At 45.5% G+C, this 22121-nt stretch carries 15 protein-coding genes; 5 read left to right on the top strand and 10 right to left on the bottom strand.

All coding sequences use genetic code 11. The features are described 5' to 3' along the window. Positions 1-160 precede the first annotated feature (160 nt). Positions 161-1060: a pentapeptide repeat-containing protein gene (locus QUB14_RS19055; protein WP_333218610.1), complete on the top strand. Its 900-nt coding sequence runs from the start codon at positions 161-163 to the stop codon at positions 1058-1060. 273 nt (positions 1061-1333) lie between these two features. Next, complete coding sequence (gene cutA, locus QUB14_RS19050; protein ID WP_333218609.1) at positions 1334-1654, top strand: divalent-cation tolerance protein CutA; 321 nt, start codon at positions 1334-1336, stop codon at positions 1652-1654. A gap of 67 nt (positions 1655-1721) precedes the next feature. Here the strand turns inward: cutA and QUB14_RS19045 are convergent, their stop codons facing one another. Beyond that, entirely contained in the window at positions 1722-2261 is a 540-nt protein-coding gene (locus QUB14_RS19045) for a DUF2231 domain-containing protein (protein WP_333135351.1), read from the bottom strand. Positions 2262-2311: 50 nt separating this feature from the next. Next, positions 2312-2590, bottom strand: a complete 279-nt coding sequence (locus QUB14_RS19040; RefSeq protein WP_006635678.1) for a hypothetical protein — start codon at positions 2588-2590, stop codon at positions 2312-2314. A gap of 211 nt (positions 2591-2801) precedes the next feature. Between QUB14_RS19040 and QUB14_RS19035 the strand changes: the two genes are divergently transcribed. Then, complete coding sequence (locus QUB14_RS19035) at positions 2802-4061, top strand: FAD-binding oxidoreductase (RefSeq protein WP_333218608.1); 1260 nt, start codon at positions 2802-2804, stop codon at positions 4059-4061. A gap of 7 nt (positions 4062-4068) precedes the next feature. Here QUB14_RS19035 and QUB14_RS19030 read toward each other — a convergent pair whose 3' ends face one another. The 8 genes from QUB14_RS19030 to QUB14_RS18995 all read right to left on the bottom strand — a co-directional run bounded on the left by QUB14_RS19030 (position 4069) and on the right by QUB14_RS18995 (position 17723). Further along, positions 4069-5184 carry an ATP-binding protein gene (locus QUB14_RS19030; protein WP_333218607.1) on the bottom strand — a complete coding sequence of 372 codons (1116 nt, stop codon included), beginning with the start codon at positions 5182-5184 and terminating at the stop codon, positions 4069-4071. 4 nt (positions 5185-5188) lie between these two features. Continuing rightward, positions 5189-8896, bottom strand: a complete 3708-nt coding sequence (locus QUB14_RS19025) for a PAS domain S-box protein (protein WP_333218606.1) — start codon at positions 8894-8896, stop codon at positions 5189-5191. 83 nt (positions 8897-8979) lie between these two features. Then, positions 8980-11766, bottom strand: coding sequence for an adenylate/guanylate cyclase domain-containing protein (locus QUB14_RS19020; protein WP_333218605.1), 2787 nt, complete (start codon positions 11764-11766; stop codon positions 8980-8982). 57 nt (positions 11767-11823) lie between these two features. Continuing rightward, positions 11824-13380 carry a PAS domain-containing sensor histidine kinase gene (locus QUB14_RS19015; protein WP_333218604.1) on the bottom strand — a complete coding sequence of 519 codons (1557 nt, stop codon included), beginning with the start codon at positions 13378-13380 and terminating at the stop codon, positions 11824-11826. After that, positions 13377-13913 (bottom strand): Rab family GTPase, encoded by a 537-nt coding sequence (locus tag QUB14_RS19010; RefSeq protein ID WP_333218603.1) that lies wholly within the window; start codon positions 13911-13913, stop codon positions 13377-13379. The genes QUB14_RS19015 and QUB14_RS19010 overlap by 4 nt, the downstream gene beginning before the upstream one ends. Before the next feature lie 2 nt (positions 13914-13915). Further along, positions 13916-16636 carry an OmpA family protein gene (locus QUB14_RS19005; RefSeq protein WP_333218602.1) on the bottom strand — a complete coding sequence of 907 codons (2721 nt, stop codon included), beginning with the start codon at positions 16634-16636 and terminating at the stop codon, positions 13916-13918. A gap of 6 nt (positions 16637-16642) precedes the next feature. Continuing rightward, positions 16643-17251 carry a hypothetical protein gene (locus QUB14_RS19000; RefSeq protein WP_333218601.1) on the bottom strand — a complete coding sequence of 203 codons (609 nt, stop codon included), beginning with the start codon at positions 17249-17251 and terminating at the stop codon, positions 16643-16645. A gap of 235 nt (positions 17252-17486) precedes the next feature. Next, a complete protein-coding gene (locus QUB14_RS18995; protein ID WP_333218600.1) occupies positions 17487-17723 on the bottom strand; it encodes a hypothetical protein in 237 nt (78 codons plus the stop codon). Between the two features lie 648 nt (positions 17724-18371). Here QUB14_RS18995 and alaS point away from each other — a divergent pair. Beyond that, a complete protein-coding gene (alaS, locus tag QUB14_RS18990; RefSeq protein ID WP_333218599.1) occupies positions 18372-21032 on the top strand; it encodes an alanine--tRNA ligase in 2661 nt (886 codons plus the stop codon). 404 nt (positions 21033-21436) lie between these two features. Beyond that, positions 21437-22121, top strand: a 685-nt coding sequence (locus QUB14_RS18985; protein WP_333297279.1) for a tetratricopeptide repeat protein, incomplete at its 3' end; no start/stop codon positions are given.

The raw sequence follows: 22121 nt of genomic DNA, 5'->3' as shown, positions 1-22121 counted from the left end.
AGAGATTGCCTTTAAACAGGAAGTCATGTTAATGAAATTTATACCGTTTGAGGCAAACGCTAAAACAGTTTCCTTTCTGAAACAGTTTCCTTTCTGAAAGAACATTAACAGTAAAGATTTCTGGATCGAAACCCCCCAATCATAGAAGGTATGATGCCCTATGGAAGTTAGTGAACTGCTAAACAATTACGAAAAAGGAGAAAGAGACTTTACTGGAGCCGACCTCAGCGGGAAAAATCTCAGCGGAGCAATCTTAATCGGAGTCAACCTTTCGCGAGCTAATCTTTCCGGGGCGAACCTCAGCAGGGCGTTTCTCACCAAAGCAACCCTCAAAGGTGCACTGCTGCACAGAACAAATCTGAGTTTTGCCAAAATGGGTGAAACCCAACTCTCAGGTGCAGATTTGACAAAAGCTAATTTGAGTGGAGCTTTTTTGGTAAAAGCAAAATTGCCGAGAGCACAGTTAAGTGGCGCAACTTTAACTGGCGCCAACCTGCGCGGTGCTGTGTTGTGGAATGCCAATTTGTGCAGCGCCGACTTGCAATTAGTTAACTTGCTGGGCGCAAATCTGACGGCAGCTAATTTTAAGTGGGCCAACCTTTACGGTGCAAAGCTCAATAGTGCAAAACTTTTTGGAGCTCAATTAACCGGAGTCAGTTTGCGGCGAGCGCAGTTGACAGGGGTGAATCTCTGCGGTGTAGATTTGAGCGGCGTCAACGTGAGTGAAGCTAAACTAATGGGAGCTAATTTGGAAGGCTCGAATTTGGCGGGGGCGAATTTCAGTGCGGCTCAGTTGCGTGGGGTGAAGTTGGCGGGTGCAAACTTAACCGGGGCTAAGTTGAGGGGAAGTTGTTTGAGAGGGGCAAATCTGAATTGGGCAAAGTTGTGTCAAGCAGATTTGATTGCAGCAGATTTGAGCGAGGCGACGTTAATAGGAGCTAATTTAGATAATGCTTTGTTGGCGGGCGCTATTTTGCCGGAATCTACTAGGCGCTATTTTTCCTTAGCTGGGGCTGGCAGAGTCAATTCTTGGGATGTTACGGAAATTAAAAATGGGTAATGGGAAAGGGGGAATTTGGAAGTGGAGAATTGGTAATTGCGTATCTGAATTGGATTTTTGGGCGGGATGCCCGCCCAACCCCTACTCCCCACAATAATTTCCTCCAACTTGACTGTAAAATTTAGATGCGACACGATCGATTAAATCCGGTAACTAAAATTATTAAAAGTGGTACATATCCGCGCCGGACAAGGCATTGCCGTGTAGCTACAAAGGATTACGCTCAATGTTTTCTGTTGAAATCAATTCTTTAATCTCAAATCTAAAATCGTTATGACTGTTAATTTTGGGGTGGTGCTGGTAACTGCTGCATCCGAGGCGGAGGCGGAGAATCTCGCGAAATCTCTAGTTGAACACAAGCTGGCTGCTTGTGTGAGTTTGTCGCCAATGCGCTCTATTTATACTTGGCAAGGCGAGATTCATGCCGAGTCAGAGTGGCAGTTGGTGATTAAAACTGATTTGGCTAAATTTGAGGCTTTAAAAACAAAAGTTCAGGAACTCCATTCCTATGAAGTTCCCGAAATTATTGCTATTCCTATTATCGCTGGCAGCCATGCTTATCTGAATTGGCTGGGACAATCTTTAAGTTTGTAGTCAAGACTTTAGTCCTAAATTATCCAATGAAGAGGGACTGAAGTCCCTACTACAAATGGTCAGAAACCTAGGAATTATGACTGCTAGGGCCGATGACGCCGATTTTGTGGCGAAAACTTAGTTCGCCGCCGAACCAGCCTGTAATGCCCAGCAAGGTTGCAACGACGATCGATATTGCTAAACCTGTATATACGATCGGCTCAGCCGGATTTCCTTGGCGCAACACCAGGTTAATCAGGGTAAGTACCATAACCGCCACATTGCCGCCCATGTGTAACCAACCGGCACTGCGCTCGCGCACTCTTTTAACTTTGAAAAAATCTAAAAAGCCCGTGATTGCTGCCAAAATCCCCGCAGCAAAACCGACCCCCATCAGCCAAACCGAAGCTCTCGCCCAAAACGGATCGCTTGTGAGCCAATAACCGATGTCCGTACCCGCGGCTCCTACTAAAAAGGCTACCGGAAAGATGACGATGATGGGGTGGATGGGATGGCCTGCAACTGAAAGCGTACTCGTAATGCCGGCGTCGCGATACTCTGTATCGAGACTTTCGAGAATCGGCGGAAGATTGGGATAGGGCGTACTATTTCTGGGATTTGTTTCCATGATTTCTACGATAACTTTTGTACAACAAAGCCGTTTTTATTGGATTGAACTTAATCCCAAATCCGCTCGCCATTTTCGTCAACGCGGGCCTGGCGAATTACGTCGGAAATTTCATCGGCGTCTTTAACGTGGTGCAGGGCTTTCTTTTCCCCATCGGCTTCTTCTACCATCACATAAGTTGGAACTGTAACAACATCGCCCGTGATGTCTGGCACGTGGTCTACCGCTAGTTGCTGGGCTTTTTCTTCGAGGGTTTGCGGTTCATCGGAAATGCGATCGCCCGGATTGACCGTGCGCTCCATATCTTTGCCTGGTTTGTCGATACTCATAAAAACCTCTCTGGTATTTCTAATTTTTTGCTGACTCTAATTCCTACTATTGAACGAAAAATATCTCTACCTAAACATCTCCCGACGGGTGGAAGTTTCAGTTATGGCGATCGCAGGCAGCCTCTTCCTGTAGGTAGAGGTTTTTCGATTGGTGCCGAAAAAACGTAAGCTAAAATCTAAGCATGATATTTTCATTCCCTTTGAGTTGCCCATGAAAAGTTACGATTGGATTGTTGTCGGCGGTGGCATTACGGGTGCGGCACTGAGTTACGAACTGGCAAAAAAAGGTTTTGCTGTGCTGCTTTTGGAACGAGATGCTACCATGCAAAATGCTACTCGTTTTAGTTATGGCGGCTTGGCTTATTGGTCGGGAACGACTGATTTAACTCGTCAATTGTGTCGGGAAGGTATCGAACGCCACCGCCATTTATCGGCGGAATTAGAGGCTGATACTGAGTTTCGCGAGTGGGATTTGTTGCTGACAATTGATGCGGGCAGTGATGCCGGAAAAGTGGCGTCTAATTACGCGCATTTTGCGATTGTTCCGCAGCTTTTGAGCGTTGCAGAAGCGGGGGAGTTGGAACCTTTGCTGAATAAAAGTGCGATCGCCGGAGCTCTGACTGTGCGCCACGGTCACATTTCGCCGACAGCCACAAATAAAGCTTATTGTCAAGGGTTTCTACGGTTGGGAGGAACGATAGAGTTTGCTGAAGTAATTGGGTTTATAGAAGAGGGAAATCGGATTTCGGGAGTCAAGACGGCGCAGGGAATTTATCGTTGTGAAAATACTGTGGTTTGTGCTGGAGGTTGGAGTCGAAGTTTGCTGAAGGCGGCTGGTGTTTCTGTGGGAGTTTATTTTACTCGCACGGAGATTTTGGAAACTGCACCTGTGGATTTGAAACTCAGGACTTTGGTGATGCCTGCGGTATTAAAACGTTTTGAATTGGAAGCTGAATCGAGTAAAATTGAGGTGGATTTTCTTTGGGATGAACCGGGTAAAGAGTTACAGCCGCCGATTTTAGATTCGGGTGCAATTGGGTTTAAGGATGGGAGTTTGCGGATCGGGCAATTGTCGCGCACTTTGAGCGATTTGAATGCTAAAATCGATCGCGAAACCAGCGAAACCGCAATTCGTGCAGGAATCGGCAAGGTTTTGCCTGATTTGGCAGGTTTACCTGCAACTTGGCACGAGTGTAGTGTGGCATTCAGCGCTGATAATTTGCCTGTAGTGGGGCCGATTGCCGATCGCCCTGGATTGCACGTTTTTTCTGGTCTCAGCAATCCTTTGGTGATTGTACCTGCTTTGGCTGAGCGATTTGCGAATGTGGCGGGGGGAGAAGAAGATAGGGCGATCGAGCTTTTATCTCCCCATCGATTTATCGCAGAAGGAAGTTCGGCAACGGATTCTGTAACGGATGTAACGGATGTCAGTCCGATGGAAGTCGGAAGAAGGAAGGAGGAAGAAGGATAGATGACTACTAATTACTGACTAACAAAGGCAGCGCGACAATAAATGTAGTACCTTTGTCGATCGCACTTTCCACACTTATTGTACCGCCGTGCAGGTCAACTATGTGTTTGACAATGCAGAGTCCCAAACCCGATCCTTTAATCTTGCCTACATTACCACCCCGTTCAAACTGCTGAAATAGTTTTCCTTGATATTCCGGTGTCATCCCAATTCCCTCATCTCGAACGCACAAAATTATTTGTTGGTTTTCGCAGCTTAAGTCTAAACTTACCTTGCCGCCGTTTGGAGAATATTTAATGGCGTTTGAAAGCAAATTAGTCAGAAGGTGGTGCAGTAGTTTGGCATCGAGATTGGCGTACAGCGGATTTGTGTGACTGCGGAAATGTACTAGGTGTTTGTCGGTGACGATAGGTTGCAGTTCTTCTAAAATAGAATTGCATAAAGCCGTCGCATTAATCTGATTTAAATTTAAGGAAATTTTGCCGGATTCTGCTTTGCTAAGCATTAAAATATCTTCCAGCAACCCACTCATATTACTGACGGCTCTTTTAATCCGATCGACATTTTTATTGCTAGTTCCGGGGGTTCTCTGCGAGTCGCTATCTTCTAGCATTTCCGCCGATAACTGTATGGTTGTTAAAGGAGTGTTTAAATCGTGGTAAGCCATAGAAATAAAGCGCGATCTATTTTCGCTTTTTTCTGCTGCTAATGCCATTAATTTTTTCAGACCTACTGCTTCTTGATGTTTGCTCAGTGCTATCTTGATAGTGGCGTGCATTTCTCTTTCTTTAAAAGGTTTGAGCAGGTAGCCGTAAGAACCAGTATTTTCGGCTCGCTGCAAAGTTGCGTCGTCGGCATACGCAGTTGTATAGATAATTGGTATATCTAATTCTTGATTGATTATTGCTGCTGTTTCTATACCGTCAATCTCGCCTTTGATAACTATATCCATTAAAATTAAATCGGGCCTTAGTTCGTGGGCGCGCTGGATGGCATCCGCTCCTGAAGAAACGATATCGGCGATTTGATATCCCAATTTTTCTAATTTTGGGGATAAATTTTTAGCAATTAATAGTTCGTCTTCGACAATCAAAATATTAATTGGGTTTTCGGTCAAACTCATATTGTTACAATCTTTGAAAGTAGTTTAACTCGTTAAATTTTAAGTGAAAGGAGGTACCCAATTCTCGGGAAATTTCGATGGTTCCTTCTAACTGCTCGGTTAAAGTGCAGACAACTTGAAACCCCATCGAGTGAGTTTTCCGAAAATCTAAGTTTTGAGGAAAGCCAATGCCGTTGTCCTTAACTAAGAGGTTAATTTCTTTATCGCCAGTTTGATAGCATTCTACACTAACTGTACCAGTTGTGCCATCAGGAAAAGCGTGTTTCAGGGTATTTGAAACCAATTCATTGGCAATTAAACCGCAGGGAGTAGCAGTTTCAAGGTTTAGGGAAATTGGCTCAGCTAATACCTGCAACTGAATTTGGTTGTTGCTAATATTGTAAGAGTGAAACAAGTTACTTACCAAATCTTCGAGATATTCGCCAAAATTAATTTGAGCCAGGTTAGTCGAGCGGTACAGTTTTTCGTGAATCAGAGCCATAGAATAAAGGCGATTCTGACTTTCTTCAAACATTTTGCTGACTTGCGGGTCGGCAACTGTGTTCGATTGCAATTCTAACAGACTCGCAACTACGCAAAGGTTGTTTTTGACGCGGTGGTGAATTTCTTTGAGCAAAATTTCTTTTTCTCTGAGGGAGTTTTTCAAATTTGCTTCCGCTTGTTTGCGATCGCTCAGTTCAGCTTGCAGTTGCTGGTAAAGTAGAGATTGCTGAATCGCGATCGCCAATTGATTCACCAACTGCTGAAATAAATTCATTTCCGATTCTTGCCAATCACGAGAGCGATCGCATTGGTGGGCGATCAGCAATCCCCAAAGCTGGCTGTGCTGAATAATCGGCACTACTAACTTTGCCCTAACTTGAATTTGTTTCATAAACTCAATCACACAAGGTGTAATGCAGGGGTCATCTAGTTCGGAGATCGCAGAAATTCGCCCTTGCAGATAAAGCTGATAACTTTCAGGCGGAAAAACCTCTTCGCCAAAATATCTATCCAGGAGTTGGCTGCATCCTTCTGCCACGGCTTCAGCAATGACTCGTCCGCCCCTTTTGGGTAAAATTTGATAAACCAAAACTCGATCGGCTAACAAGACTTGCTGGAGTTCCGCAACCGTGGTGTTGAGAATTTCCTCTAATTGCAAAGACTGGCGGACACGACGGGCGATCGCCTCCACAAGGCGTTCTTGGTCGAACTGCTGCCCCCTAGCGATTTCGGCGTATTTAGAATTGCTGATATCAGCGGCATAACCAATAATTTCGATCGGAATGCCCATGCTGTCAACCAATAGTTTTAGTTCCGTCCTTAGCCAACGGTAAATTCCGTCTTGGTGTAGAAAACGGTACTCGCAAATGCAATTTTTTTCCTCGGACAAATCCGAAAAATTTACTAGAAATTGTGGCCGATCTTCCGGGTGAATCCTGCTCGACCAAAATTTACAATCTGCTAACAATTCTTGGGGGTCGTAGCCAACGATTGTCTGAACATTGTCGCTGATGTAAGTAGTACAAAAGTCCCCCATCGGTGCGGCTGTAAAAATTACCGCCGGATTAGAACCCAGTAAAAATTGCAGGCGTTCTTTTAACTGCTGAAATTCCATTTCTGCTCGCTTACGATAACTGATATCTTCGATCGCCCCCATGCTGTAGAGAGGAATGCCCTCGCGATCGCGGATCAGCGTCACCGTCAAGTTTGCCCACATCAGCTCCCCATTCTTCTTAATCAAGCGTTTTTCCCTTTGGAAGCGAGAAATCTTGCCCTCGACCAACTGCTTGACTTGCTCCACATCTGCTTGTAAATCTTCTGGATGCGTGAGTTCAGTAAAAGTCATGGTAGCCAACTCCGAATCGCTGTAGCCCAACATCTGGCGGTGAGCTTCATTCACTTTGATCGTGCGGTAGTCGCGCACGCTTGCCAAACCAAGCGCGATCGGAGCATCGTCAAATAAGTTGCGAAACTTTTCCTCGCTCTTTTGCAGTGCAGCTTCTGCGTGTTTGCGAGCGGTAATGTCTCGGGCGACCCACATCACCCGATCGAGCTCCAGCGGCGAAATACTGGCATCAAACCAAAATAATTTGCAGCCAATTTCCATGCTGTATTCAATTCTGTGGGTTTGCCCAGATGCTAAGGTTTGGCGAATGTGGGTCAGGGCAAAATTAGCTTCCGCTTCTGGGAAGATTTCGGCGACGGTTTTGCCCAGCACTTCAGGAGCCGGTTTGTACAGCAGTTCGGGAGCAGTGGGAGCGATTTTGAGGTAGCGCCCGCTTGCGTCGAAAACCAGGACGATATCCGTCATGGCGTTAAACAGCGCTAGCAGTTCGGCTTCGGATTTTTGGAGTTTTTCTTCGGTCAATTTGCGATCGGTAATGTCGGTGTCAGTGCCAGTCAGGCGGAAGGCCTTGCCAGAAGCCGATCGGATCGCGCTGCCGCGGGCAAGTATCCAGCAAATGCTGCCGTCTTTACGCACCATCCGGTGTTCTACTTCATAAATTTCTGTCAAACCCTCTAGATAAGCATTTACGGCTTCGGCGACTGCAACTCGATCGTCGGGATGAACGTGAGACGCCCAATTTTCCCTGCAGTTGGGAATCTCTGCGTCCTGATAGCCCAACAAAGCTTTCAAAGACGGAGCAATGTAGATTTCGCCGGTTTCCAAATTCCAGTCCCAAACCCCCACTTTGCCAGCCGATACTGCCATTTCGTACCATTGTGTCCGCTGCTGCACTCGCAGTTCTAACTCTGCATTGAGCTGCTGCAAAGCGATTTCTGCTTGTTTGCGATCCGTGACATCCCGGCCTGCTGCTTGATACTCGACGATTTGTCCGCTCTCGTCGAATATCGCCCGATCGATCCACTGCTGCCAGCGAATTTCCCCGCTCGGCAAAATTACTCGGTGTTCGCAGGTAAAAATAGGGTTGTCGGGAGACACAGAAGTATATTGCTCTTGAAAAATTTCTCGGTCTGCTTCTGGGAGCAGCGACATGAAGCATTTGCCGAGTAAGTCGAACGGCTGCACGCCGAAATAACGGCAGTAAGCTTGATTGACAAAAGTTATTTTACCGTCTGGGAGGTAGCGGCAAATCAGTTCGGTTTGGTCTTCCACAATCGCCAGGTAGCGCGCCTCGCTCTGTCGCATGGCATTTTCGACATTTTGGCGATCGCTGACTTTTTCTAGTTCACAATTGCCCTCTAACAGTTCGCATCGTTCCTGGAGTTTTGCTACTTCTTGATTCAGTGCCTCGATCCAGCTATACATTGCTGGACGAATCCTTGTTTCGCTGACTATACCTACTGGCTGACCCCGTTCATCTACAATTGGCAAGCAATCGAGCGAGTATTGACAAAATAGCTTGAATGCTGTAGTAATATCTGTAAATTCTGATTCTTGTAAGACAATTAAATTCCGCGTCATTGCGTCGGCAACTTTCATGCCTTGCCATCCGTATTCGGCGGCGGCTAAGTTCAGCACATCTTCCGGGCTTAGCAGTCCGACTAGCTGATTTTCATCGACAACTAAGACGCAACTAATCGATGCTTTTACAGTTTCGTTTGAGTCGGGAAATACAGGTGAATTAGGCAGTGGGCAAGGGTTGCTCGTCTGACGCATCAGGGCGATCGCCTCTGCGAGCGAAGTCGAGGGCCCAACCGTGGCAGGGTGGCGATCGACAGCTTCGTCGGGCGATCGTAAATTTGCCGACAAATTAGCAAGTTCCATTAGTCTCGATCAAAAAGTATTGCTAATTAACTTTAGCAATACTTTCAGTCATCAGCCAGATGACTGATGACTGATGAGCTGCCTTATTTTATACCAATAAGCAGATAAGTTTTCATTTCCCCTTTGCCTTTAACTTCAATCATTCCTCGCTCCTGAAACAAATATTTGTGTCCCAATAAATTATAAGTAGTTTCGCTCACTTGAATCCGCCAAGGTAAACCGTGAGATTCCATGCGGGAAGCAATATTTACCGTGTCGCCCCATAGATCGTAAATAAACTTCTTTATACCAATTACTCCTGCAACAACCGGGCCGCTGTGAATGCCGATACGGATGCTAAAATATTGATTATGCCTAGCATTAAATCGGGCTATTTCAGCTTGCATATCTAGGGCCATTTGGGCGCTCGCATCTGCGTGGTCTGCCCTGGGTTCAGGCAGTCCTCCTACTGCCATGTATGCGTCGCCGATGGTCTTGATTTTCTCTAAACCGTGCCGTTCGCACAAAAGGTCGAATCCTGAGAAAATCTTATTTAGGATCTCCACAAGGTCGATCGGATTCATGACAGCAGACAAAGCAGTAAACCCCACAATGTCGGCGAACAAAACAGTCACTTCCGGAAAGTATTCGGCAATAGTAGTTTCGTTTTGCTTGAGGCGTTCTGCTATTGCCTTGGGCAAGATATTTAACAGCAGCTTTTCGGATTTTTCTTGTTCTTCCCGCAGGGCATCTTCTGCTTGCTTGCGTTCCGTAATGTCGTGGTAACTCCAGACTCTGCCGATAATTTTATCTCCCAGCCGCTGCGGTTGCGAATAGCGTTCAAAAAACCTGCCGTCTTGAAATTCCAACAAATCGTAACTTTCGGCTTCTGGCTGATCGTAAAGCGATTCTATTCTCTCTTGGAATGCTTGGGGGTCTTTGAGTTGGTTTAGGACAAAGGCGATCGTTGTGGCGTCGTCTCGCAGCGCCATCACTTCGTTAGGTATGCGCCACATTTCCACAAATTCTCGATTGAAAGTGACGATTTTTCCGCTCCTGTCAGTAGCTAAAATACCGTCCGCAGTTGAATCAAAAGTTGCTTGCAGTAAGGACACAGATTTTGCTAGGGCGTCTTCGGTCATTTTTCGAGCAGTAATATCTCGCAAAATAGCGCGAATAGCTACTAGCGAACCTGCGGCAAATTTACAGCTTATGCTGCCTTCTAGCAAAATTTTTTCGTGATATTTAGTAATAAAAATTACTTGAATAGAGTCTGGATACAATGTATTTTCCTTAGCAGTTTTATTGCTAATTGCTTGGTACAATATGTCCAGAGACTCTGGGGAACTGTTCGGATGAATGATATCAAAAACAGTCATTTGAGCAATTTCTGCTTCGGTGTAGCCCAGAGTTTCCCGCCAAGCTCGATTTACATACAAAAAATGACCGTCTGCTCCTATACTTTGAATTAAGTCAGTAGCATTTTCAAATAAGTCTCGCAGTTGTTCTTCGCTTTCCCGCAAAGCTATTTCCGCTTGTTTGCGCTTGATAAATTGACCGAGTTGGCTGCCGATGTTTGCCATTATCTGGAGCAATTCTTCATCAAAACACTGTACTTCGCGGCTGAAGAAAATCATCACCCCCAACACAGACTTTGCAGAATTTTCAGGGTCGTAGTCGCCCCAAATTGGGAAACCAAAAGCTCCGTGCAGTCCTTCTTCAGCAGCGATTTCGCGGCGCATACAACTGTCGCTTTTTGCGACATCGGCAATCCACTGAGAGGAACCGCTGGCCCAAACGAAACCGGGTAAACCTTCGCCAAACGCACAAGTCATTTGTTCGGTAAATTCAGCAAATTTGGGGATAGAAACTGAGCGTTTTGTCCAAGTGGCGACGCAGCGAAGCAAATTGGGGTCGGAAACCGCAGTTATTCTCTTAGTTTCTGACAGCAGTTTTTCCCCAGCTTCGGGCATCCAAAGTTCGGCTGTATCCCATCCCAAGCTGTCGCAAATTACGGGGAGAATTGCTGCTATAGCTTTTTTGATTGTTTCGGATGCCGACAGGATGCGAGTGGTGATGTACTGAGTTAATTGTCGCTTGCGGGCCCGCTGTCTCTCTGTGACATCGCGGCCGATGTACACTAAATCTTGAAGGGCGGGCCCAGAGCCAGAAACGCCTTTAATATCAGTCGAAATCGCCGTACAAGAAAACGAAACTGTGAGCTTTTCTCCGGTTTTTGCCGTGCAAATTAATTCGGCGTTAGTTTGAGATTGCTGAGGCTCCTCTTGGCTGACTGCTTGCAAAGAGGAGCCAACAGCAGCAAGAGCGTCTATTTGGTGGCCTACTAATTCTGATTCGCTGTAACCGAACAAATCTTGAGCCGCTTGATTGACTTTTTTAATCTTTCCCGAGGCTGTTGTTACCAACAAAACTTCGGCCATTGAAGTAATAATTTTTTCAACATAATTATTAGTAGCCGCTAAGGTACTCAATAAAATATCCATTTCATTGGTAGCTTGCACTAGAGTTTGTTCTAAAGCCATCCTGTCGCTTACGTCTTGAAAAAATATAATTAATCTCTGATAAGTATCGTCATTGGTGAAATCCACGATATACATATCAAAATAAAGTCGCGAACCATTTTCTAATAGTCGCGTCATCGCTTTTAATTCATAATTTGGCAAACGATTTTCAAAAATATCGATTAAAATTTCTTCAGTTCCCACTAATTCGGGAAAAGGAATGCGGACATCGTTGCCGGCGACTACTTCGTCGGGAGAGTCGGCAAACCGCTGCACTTGCAGAGAGATTTCTTGGATTAAAAAATTTTTATCCAGTGCTAGGTACTCCAAGTGGTGGGGAACTAACAGTTTTTTTAACAAGGTTTTCATGTGAGATTCTTAGTAGTGAATGCGCCCTGTGTATCGAAGAATCGAAAATCAATCTATTTATCTCTGTTTCTCAAAGGGAATTCTGACTATAAAGGTAGTGCCTAACCCGATCTCGCTGGAAAATTCGATTTGACCTCCGTGCAAGTCTACACACTGCTTGACTATGGATAAACCCAGTCCTGTACCGGGTATTTTTCCGACATTTTTGGCTCGATAATAAGATTCAAAGAGTTGTTCTTGGTCTTCTAGAGGAATGCCAATGCCTGCATCTTTAATTTTAAATTTAGCTTCTTCATTATTCTGACAATTTAATTCAAAATAAATATGGCTGTCGAGAGGCGAATATTTGACAGCATTTGACAGCAAATTTGTCAAGATGTGCCGCAGCAATTTTGGATCTAGTGCGGGCAACTGTTGCGTTTCCTGCGAGTCGGTATCATATTTTTTAGCGGGCGTAACTAATTCTTGATAAATAAAGTTAATTGTATGATTTTTTCCCGAACTAATTTTAATTGATTCTACTAACTCGCTGCAAAATTTTTTTAAGTCAACTGGTGCGGGATAGAATTCGAGTTTTCCGGCTTCGGCGCTGCTGAGCAACCGCACGTCATCTAATAGCTGAGCCATGTGTTTAGATGCGGATTTAACGTGTCCGAGGTAGTCTTGTTTTTCCTCGTGGGTGATTTCGTCGCCGTAGTCTTGGAGGATTTTAGTAGCAAATAATATTGTATTTAAAGGATTGCCAAATTCGTGAGCAATCATCGAGAAAAAACGAGATTTTACCTGTCTGAGTTCTTGCTCTTTTGCCAAAGAGCGGCGAATTTCTATTTCTTGTTGTTTGCGTTCTGTGATGTCCCTGCCTATATAAATGAAATCGTAAAGTCCCTCTAATTCTGTCTGAATTGCCGAACAGGAAAATTCTACCCAAATTTCTTCTCCTGCTTTAGTAGTGCAGATTACTTCCAGTTCTCTACGCAGCTCTTTCTGAGACAAAATATAGCGGTGGCGAGCTTGGTAAATTAATGTTTCTTCGACTAATATTAAAGACAGGGGTTTGCCGATAAATTCTGCTTCGCTATACCCAAATAACCATTGTGCCGATTGATTGATTGTTTTGATAGTTCCTAATGTTGTTGTCACCAACAACGCATCGCCCATCGAACGAATAACTTTATCTATATAATCTTTAGAAGCCGCTAAGGCGCTCACCAAAAGATTAGCTTCATTCGCGCTCTGAATCAACGATTGCTTCATCACCATCTTTTCGGTAGTATCTTCAATCAAAATTAGCAATTTATTTGGCACATCTTCATGTTCGTCTTCATGTTTGATAGCTAACATATCAAAGTATAAAGGGCGGTTTTGGTCGCCAAACCGAGCGATACCTTTGACTTCAAAACCCGGCAGCCGTCCCATAATGATAGACATGAGGATATTTTCAATGCCAATCAGTTCGGGAAAACTCATGCGAGCATCTGCACCGGGTATCGCGTCGCCCGGAGTATCGGCATAATGCTGCACTTTGGCGGAGGTTTCCTGAATGATGAAATGGTGATTTACTACAAAATACTCTATTTGTCGCGGGTTCAATAACTTTCTTAAAAGGGGGTTCATACTGGTTCTATCATTGTGTAAGCTAGTTTAGAGAAAATTTCGTCCACGTCTTTGCCTGTTTTAGCAGATGTCGTGTAAACTGCTATTACTTTGTCTTGACATATCGAATGGGATATTTCCACTAGCAGCGCTAATTTTTCCTCGTCAATCAAGTCTACTTTGTTCAAAGCGACGATAATTGAGCCTTTAGGGTTGACTGAAGAAAAAAGCTGAATGTGTTCGGAGATTCGCTCAACTGTTTCGGAGCGGCTGACATCGGCAACGATTAAAACACCGCTAGCTCCCTGCAAGTAAGTCGGTGCAATTCCTTTGAATTTTGTATGCCCTTCTAAGTCCCAAATCAGCAACTTTGCAGTCACGTTTTCCCGCTGTTTTACCCCTTCTAATTCTACGATTTTGCTGGAAATTTTTACTCCCACGGTGGAGAGGTATTGGTCGCTGAATTGCCGATCGACAAAACGGCGGATCAGGCTGGTTTTGCCAACGCCAAAATCGCCGATCATACACATTTTTTTAGATATAGTAACTGACATAATTATTTACTGTTTATGGTCTTAGTTATTGGTTCAAATACCACGCATCTGCTTAAAAGTCGCGGTTGGTTGGGTTCCACGTCGGCAGGAGGATTGGGGATGCCAACCGTTTGGAGGCGCTTTGGGTCAGCACCCTGCCGCACTAAAGCATCTCGCACTGCTGCGGCACGCCTCAGCGACAACTGTTGATTTGTAGCAATTTCCCCAGTTCGATCGCTGTGCCCAATTATCTTAATCTGTTTTTGAGGATATTGATCCATGAATTTTTTGACACTGGCGATGATTTCTCCGTATGTAGGGTCTAATGTTGTCGTTCCTGGCTGGAAGTAAATGCGGCTTGTAATTTTCAGCGGCTCTAATTTAATCGTACTGATGACCGACTGAACACCGGGAATTTGCTTCAGGGACTGAGCTATTTTCTGTGCATCTGCACCGTCTCTAACGGTACCCTCTACAGTCACTTTACGATCGCCATACCCACTAGAAATAGAAACGCCATCTTTCTGGTTCAAAACGGCAGTAATCCGCTGCACTTCAGCCGCCGTCAAAACTGGATCGGGGGGGACATCTACAGCTATAATTCTATTATCTAATTGCAATTTCGGTGCAGTTGATGCGACTATTTTTGCAGCTTGTGCCCGCAATTCTTGATTTGGCAACTTACCGCTTAGCTTTAAAGTTTTGCCATCAACTGCAACATCTAAGCGGTAAACTGCTAATTCTGGAGTCGAGGCTAAAGCTGCGATGGCATTTGCTTCGAGGCGACGCTCAACGCTGCTGCGGTACTGATAAATTCCCCAAGGTACTAAGATTAAGCTCAAGGCGGCTAAACTGATAGCCGCTAGGGCGATCGGGGGTTTTGTTGATTTTTCCCTTTGCAGCGGGTCGAATAAACTTTTTATGTACGGGTGCAGGGACTCAGGTATAGTACCGGGATCGCCGTTAAACTCGTGAATTAATTTAGCATAATTAAGAATGAGATTAGTAACGGTTTGTCGCAGTTTGTTGATGAACAAGTTTGGCGGTTCTCCTTTAATCACGACTGCCATGTAGCAATATCCCGCTACTTCTAGCAGAATTTTTGAGTCGCCGTATTCAATTTGATTTAGTTCGGAAGATTCTCCCGGCTGCACGATGCACTCGTTAACAAAGCTGCGAATAGCTGTGAGCATTCCTGCTACCATTTCTGATTCTAACTGGTAGCTTTCTGAGTTTTGAAATTCGGAAATTATCAAGCCTGATGCTTTGTGAATTAAGAATGCTGCTTGGACGGTAAAGGGTACTGATTCTTTGAGGATTAATTCAGCTTCGGAGACTCCTTGTACTTTGGAGCTAATTTTTCTCTTCAATCCTTCAACGCTGATGGCATTTGACACTTTTTCATTGATTGTCTTGATAGCTTCTGCCATGTATCGGGAAATTGTACTGCCAATTACGGGATAGAGCGCATCCACCATAGAGTCGCGTTCGAGTTTTATTTGGGCTGTAATCGCTTTGCCCATTTCCGGGGCGAGGGCTTGGGCGATCGACTCTTGGTCGAGGCGAATTTGCTCTTTAATTGCCAGACCGATTTCTGGGGCGATCGCCTTAGCAATATCCGCTGGCGAATTCACTATTTGTTGAGCAAGTGCGTCGGGAAGCAGCTCAGCTATTGCCGCACTCATTGCTGACTTGTTTTCGACAGTTTTTGCCCTAATCACTTCGTCAATAATGGGCCCGATCGCCTTGACAACTTCTTCTCTGGAATCGGCAATTTTGCGGCTGAGAATTTCTGCGATCCAAGGCAGCATCAACTCAATCAACTCTTGGGGATCGTAGATTTGGTGCTCCAGTTTTCCTAATTTATCGTCGATGCTTGCCATCAGGTGGCGCACCCCCGGCAAATCGTTTTCTGCCAGCAGAATTTTCACTTGCTCGATATCCGACATTTGGGAGCCGAAAATTAGACTTTGCAGCCTTTCCATCGCGCTGTCGGCTTCATTTAAGTCCTGTTTAATTTGACCTAATATTTCTGCTGGCTGCGATATCGTTGTCGGCTGTTCTACCAAGTTTGGCATCGATTGAAGCGAAGAAGTAACCACCGGATCTAAATATGCAGTTGCTGGTGGCTCTGATACTGTGGAAACTATGGGATTATGGGGAATTTCCGAGGATTTTGACTCGGTTTCGGAAGCGGAAACATCCTGTAAATGCCGATCGAACCCGTGGGATTTTTGAGCCTGTACTTCCTGTAGAGAATCTTTCATTGTCAAGTTAGACAACTCTTCGACAGGCTTTGATTCCTCCAAGTCCGGCTGGCCGATCGCGGAAACATCTATAGTTTTAGCTGAGGAATAGTCTTTTTCCAGTTCTGAAGTGTTGAGTTTGTGAGTAGCGAATAGCAAACTTTTGAACTCGTTTGCAACAGGCGGGGCATCGCCAGACTGGGGTTGGCGATCGTCCCCAGTTTCGGTTACACTCGCTGCAACTTCCTCTGGCGCTTGCTCAGAAATACCTAACAAATCCATCAACCCGCCGAGGGCCCCAGCTTGATTATTTTCGCCACTGCTGTCATCTTCGGGCTCTGCATTTTGCTGGTTGGAACCTGCAATAATTTTGAGATCGACTAACAGATTCAGCAAGGGTTCTAGCTGGGTTGCTGCATCGGCAGCAGACTCGTCAGGTTGAGAAACAAAACCCTCTAACTCATTTTCGTCAGCCGGATTTTCTTTCGGTAAAGCCATGCGTTATTATCCGTTATGGTGGCGCTCCGGCAACAGAAATTCGGTATTTAACTTATTATCCGCAACGCCTTTAAGTTCGGGTACAAATTCTGTTCCTTTGAGCCTCATACCGAGTTCAAACAGAATTTCTGCCATGTCGTCTCTAGAAACTTTAACATCTCTGAGCATAGAAAAGCGACGGTCTAGTTCTTCAAAAACCTGTGTTTTCAAAGTGCGGGTTTCTTCAGATAGTCGCTCTCTGGTTTGGGAGAGTTCGTCGCGAAGCGAACGGGTTTGATTGTCAATAGCCTCGTCGAGGGCTTCAATGCTGCTGGAGAATTTGCGGTTAACGCGATCGACTTGCTGACGGATGTCTGCGCTTTCTTCTTGCGTGTTTGAGGTGAGCGATTTAACTTTCTTTTCTAACGAATCAACGGCCACCTTCATTTCTGCAGACAGAACTGTCTTCACTTGTTCGATGCGAGCTTGCATATCTTGCTGCATCATGGACAATTCGGAATCTATTTTATCGAAGCGATTATCGTATTCTCTAAGCTGCGCTCCAAAAATTATATCGCGAATCTGGTCGATATTTCCCAGCCGTTCGCGCATTTCTTCTTTAGTTATTTCGGCCATACTTGCACCTGGAATCTCCGGAAATTGTGAGTTTAAGAACTGTGCTAGTGATTTACTAGCGTTGTTGGTGGCACTAGCTTTTTTGAGTGTGCGGGCTTTTATTTTTTGAACTCTCACCCCTGCGTCGGGGATGGGATTTTTGAGAGTTTTGACTCTAAATATCCTGAGATTCAAATTTTTGAGCCTGGTCTTGTCACCAAAAATGGCGGTTTGCTATCCTTGCCTTGCACCAAGCTCAGAGAAGCGTAGATTTGCTGCTATACAGGACAGCGGGGTAGATTTTAATGTCTTCTACTGACATCCTCAAGGATATCGCATCTTGACCGTGCCTCATATCACAGCGCTTGAGTCCCGGCAAACAGCGGGCGGGCTTGCTCCACATCCCATTATATATAATATATAACTCAAAAGCTGCACCGATCGCCGATCGACTCCCAGGGATGTTGCCTTTGAGCACAAAGCATTTACACACTCGAACTCTGCCCTCTCTCCCCCTCGAAGCCTCTCCTCCTGCGATCGCCCTATAAAAAAGCGTAGGGCCCGATCGACAGCGATCAGACCCAATAATATGAGAGCTTTGTTTTTTTTAACAAACGAGATGTGTTTCCGATTGAGAACTGTTACTTACTAGGGTTTACAACTTGTGCAGCTTTACTGTTAATCCGCAACCACAACTAAGTCTGACTTGACTGCGGTTTGGCTTGACTGCTCGATGGGCAGTTCGCCACTATTCCAAGTTGTGTTCGGTTAATTTCTGCTGCGCCTGGGAATCTAGACCGGAGACACCATGTCTATATCCTCGAACTTTCTTTCTAAATATAGCGACCTCCTTTCTCTTCCTGTCCCGGTGTCTATTATTAAGTTAGCATGGCCTTTCGGAGGAGTAAAGCACTATTTGCAAAACTTGATAGGTCTTTACATTACTAAGTATAATGATATGAATCTCCAAATAGATGTAAGTTAGCACTCACGCGCTCCGAACAAAGAAACCGGGTTTTTCTACCGAGATTGAGGATTTTAAGCAAGTATTTTGGTAGAAAAACCCGGTTTCTGGACACCCGTGCGTAAGTCCTATAAATTCTATTGTTGCTACATCTTTACATACTTAAGTGTTTTTGCCATGTCTATTTCTCCTAAGTTTCTCAGTGGCAGCCAAATCCGCCAAACCTTCCTCGACTTTTATGCCCAGCGGGGACATAAAATCTTGCCGAGTGCTTCTTTAGTGCCCGAAGATCCGACAGTGTTGCTGACGATCGCCGGAATGCTACAATTCAAGCCGATATTTCTCGGACAGCGCACCGCCGAATCACCGCGCGCCACCACTTCTCAAAAGTGCATCCGCACCAACGACATCGAAAACGTCGGCCGCACCGCCCGCCACCACACGTTTTTTGAAATGTTGGGTAACTTCAGTTTCGGGGATTATTTCAAGAAACAGGCGATCGCCTGGGCGTGGGAACTTTCGACGGAAGTTTTCGGTTTACCAGCGTCGAATTTGGTTGTTAGTGTTTTCCGAGAAGATGACGAAGCTTTTGCGATTTGGCGCGATGAAATTGGCATTCCGGGCGATCGCATTCAGCGCATGGGAGAAGATGACAATTTCTGGCAATCCGGCCCGACTGGCCCCTGCGGCCCGTGTTCGGAGATTTACTATGATTTCCACCCAGAGAGAGGCGACAATATTGACCTCGAAGATGATAGCAGGTTTATTGAATTCTACAACCTGGTTTTCATGCAGTACAATAAAGATGCAGAGGGCAATTTAACACCGCTGCAAAATCAAAATATTGATACTGGCTTGGGACTGGAACGGATGGCGCAAATCCTCCAGAAAGTCCCCAATAATTACGAAACAGATTTGATTTTTCCGATCATTCAATCGGCGGCGGAAATTGCCGGGATTGATTACCACAATAGCGATGAAAAAGTCAAGGTTTCGCTGAAAGTAATTGGCGATCACATTCGGGCTGTGGTGCACATGATTGCGGACGAAATTCGCGCGTCGAATGTTGGTCGGGGTTACATTTTGCGGCGGTTGATTCGCCGGGTGGTGCGCCACGGGCGACTGATTGGAATTCAGGGCGAATTTACAGTGCGGGTGGCTGAAAGTGCGATCGCCCTTTCGGAAGCTGCTTATCCGAACGTGCGGCAGCGGGAAGCTCAAATTAAGGCGGAATTGGCAAGGGAAGAAGCGCAGTTTCTCAAGACTTTGGAACGCGGAGAGAAGCTGCTGGAGGAAATTGTCGATCGCACAAAACAGCAAACCAACCAACAAATCAGCGGTCAAGATGCTTTCACTCTTTACGATACCTACGGTTTCCCCTTAGAACTGACTCAAGAAATTGCTGAGGAACAGGGAATTTCTGTGGATTTGGACGGCTTTGAAGAGGCGATGAAGGTACAGCAAACTCGGGCTAAAGATGCTCGCCAAACAATCGATTTGACCGTGCAGGGTTCTTTGGATAAGTTGGCTGAAACAATCCAGGGAACTGAGTTTGTCGGTTATGCTGAATTGTCGAGTTTAGCTGAGGTGGAAGTTATCTTGGTTGACGGCAAATCGGTGGAGGAAGCAGCGGCGGGTACTGAGGTACAAGTTGTTTTGAACCAAACGCCATTTTATGCAGAATCCGGCGGACAAATTGGGGATAAAGGTTATTTGAACGGCAGCATTCAGGGAGAGAATGGAGAGGGTTTGTTGGTAAGAGTTGATGATGTGAAGAAGGAATCGGATTTCTTCGTGCATTTCGGCTTTGTGGAACGGGGAACGCTGAGAGTTGGCGATAGTATTACTGCGAAAATAGACAATAGCGGTCGCCGCCGAATTCAGGCTAACCACACAGCAACTCACTTATTACAATCAGCTTTGCGGAAAATTGTGGACGATTCGATTTCGCAAGCTGGTTCGCTGGTATCGTCAGAAAGATTGCGGTTTGATTTCAATTCTCCGCGCGCTGTCACAGCAGAAGAGTTGCTGAAAATTGAGGATTTAATTAATAGTTGGATTGCTGAGGCGCACGCTGCGGTCGTTGCAGAAATGCCGATCGCCCTTGCGAGGGAAAAAGGCGCGACAGCGATGTTTGGCGAGAAGTACGGCGATGTGGTGCGGGTGATCGATTTTCCCGGCGTTTCGATGGAATTGTGCGGCGGAACTCACGTCAGCAATACGGCAGAAATCGGGCTGTTTAAGATTGTTTCCGAAGCGGGGGTAGCAGCGGGAACTCGCAGGATTGAAGCGGTTTCCGGTCAAGCTGTTTTGGACTATTTGAATGTGCGCGATAAGGTGGTGCGCGATTTGGGCGATCGATTTAAGGCGAAGCCTGAAGAATTGCCGAACCGGATTACTAATTTGCAGAATGAGTTGAAGGATACTCAGAAACATTTGGCTGCTGTGAAGTCGGAATTGGCGATCGCGAAATCCGACCAGTTGCTGAGTGCGGCTGAGGATCTCGGCGAATTCAAAATCATTGTAGCTCAATTGGGTGATGTGGATACAGAAGCGCTGAAAACTGCGGCGGAAAGATTGCAGCAAAAGTTAGGAAATGCTGCGGTTGTTTTGGCATCAATTCCTGAACCGGACAAGGTAAGTTTGGTGGCCGCTTTTAGTCCTGAAGTCAATAAAAAAGGATTGCAAGCTGGCAAGTTTATCGGGGGAATTGCTCAAATTTGCGGCGGAAAAGGCGGCGGGCGTCCGAATTTGGCGCAGGCTGGGGGACGCGATGCAAGTAAGTTGCAGGAAGCGTTGGAAAGTGCTCGCAATCTGTTAGTTGAAGGGTTGGGGTAATTAGTCGGATCAGGTGATTTCGGGGAAACTGTAGGGGCGGGTTTTACAAACCATAATTGCCAATTATCGACAATCTGATAAACCCGCCCCCACCCAACCATAAATCACAATGTACATGGTGCTTGTAGGGGCGGGTTCACCAACCATAATCGTCAATAATCGACAATCTCGAAAACCCGCCCCCACCCAAAGAAAAATACCAACCTACATTTTCCGATGCGATGCAAATTCCAGGTTGATGTGGGCGATCGGTGGTGGGGGGCGGGTTTATCTAGATTGTTGGTATTCGTTAGATATGGTTGGTAAAACCCGCCCCTACAAAATCTGGGTAAAGGTATTGTGCAAAAATCCCTGGTTTTTCCGGCGTAAAAAAAGTACAATATCCCAAACATGGGTAGTAAAAAATGAACGAAGAACGCCACCAAGCCTATCTCACCCTGATTGAATCTCTCCTCACCTGTCCCAGAGACGAACAAACCGCCATCCTGCAAGCCAATCTCGAATTATTAGACGATGATTTTGCCCGATATCTGCGAGAGTGGGCAACTCAAAATCGGGAAAACTTGGATGCAGACCAAGCATACAATCTTGCTAATATTTTATACAATTTAAATCTAACATTTTCAAGTCTTCAGCAAGGCAGTCGGGCAAGCAACATAGAGATTGCGATTGCTTGTTTGGATATAGGATTAACTCTTTTTACTCGCGAAGCTTACTCAGAAAAGTGGGCAAGGTTTCAAAATAGTTTAGGTGTTAAATATAGTGAAAGAATCAAGGGAGAACGGGGTGAGAATATAGAAAAGGCGATCGCCTTTTATGAAGCTGCTTTACAAGTTCGCACCCGCGCAGCTTTTCCCCAAGATTGGGCTGGGACTCAAAATAATTTGGCAAATGCTTACAGTGACAGAATCAAGGGAGACAGGGGAGAGAATATAGAAAGGGCGATCGCCTTTTATGAAGTTGCTTTACAAGTTTACACCCGCCCAGCTTTTCCCGAATATTGGGCAAGGAGTCAAAATAATTTGGCAAATGCTTACAGTGACAGAATCAAGGGAGACAGGGGAGAGAATATAGAAAGGGCGATCGCCT

Origin of the sequence: Microcoleus sp. B3-D2, from assembly GCF_036705345.1 — a bacterium.
GTDB lineage: Bacteria > Cyanobacteriota > Cyanobacteriia > Cyanobacteriales > Microcoleaceae > Microcoleus.
Note: the sequence above shows the minus strand (reverse complement) of the source record. Positions and strands in the feature narration are given on the sequence as shown.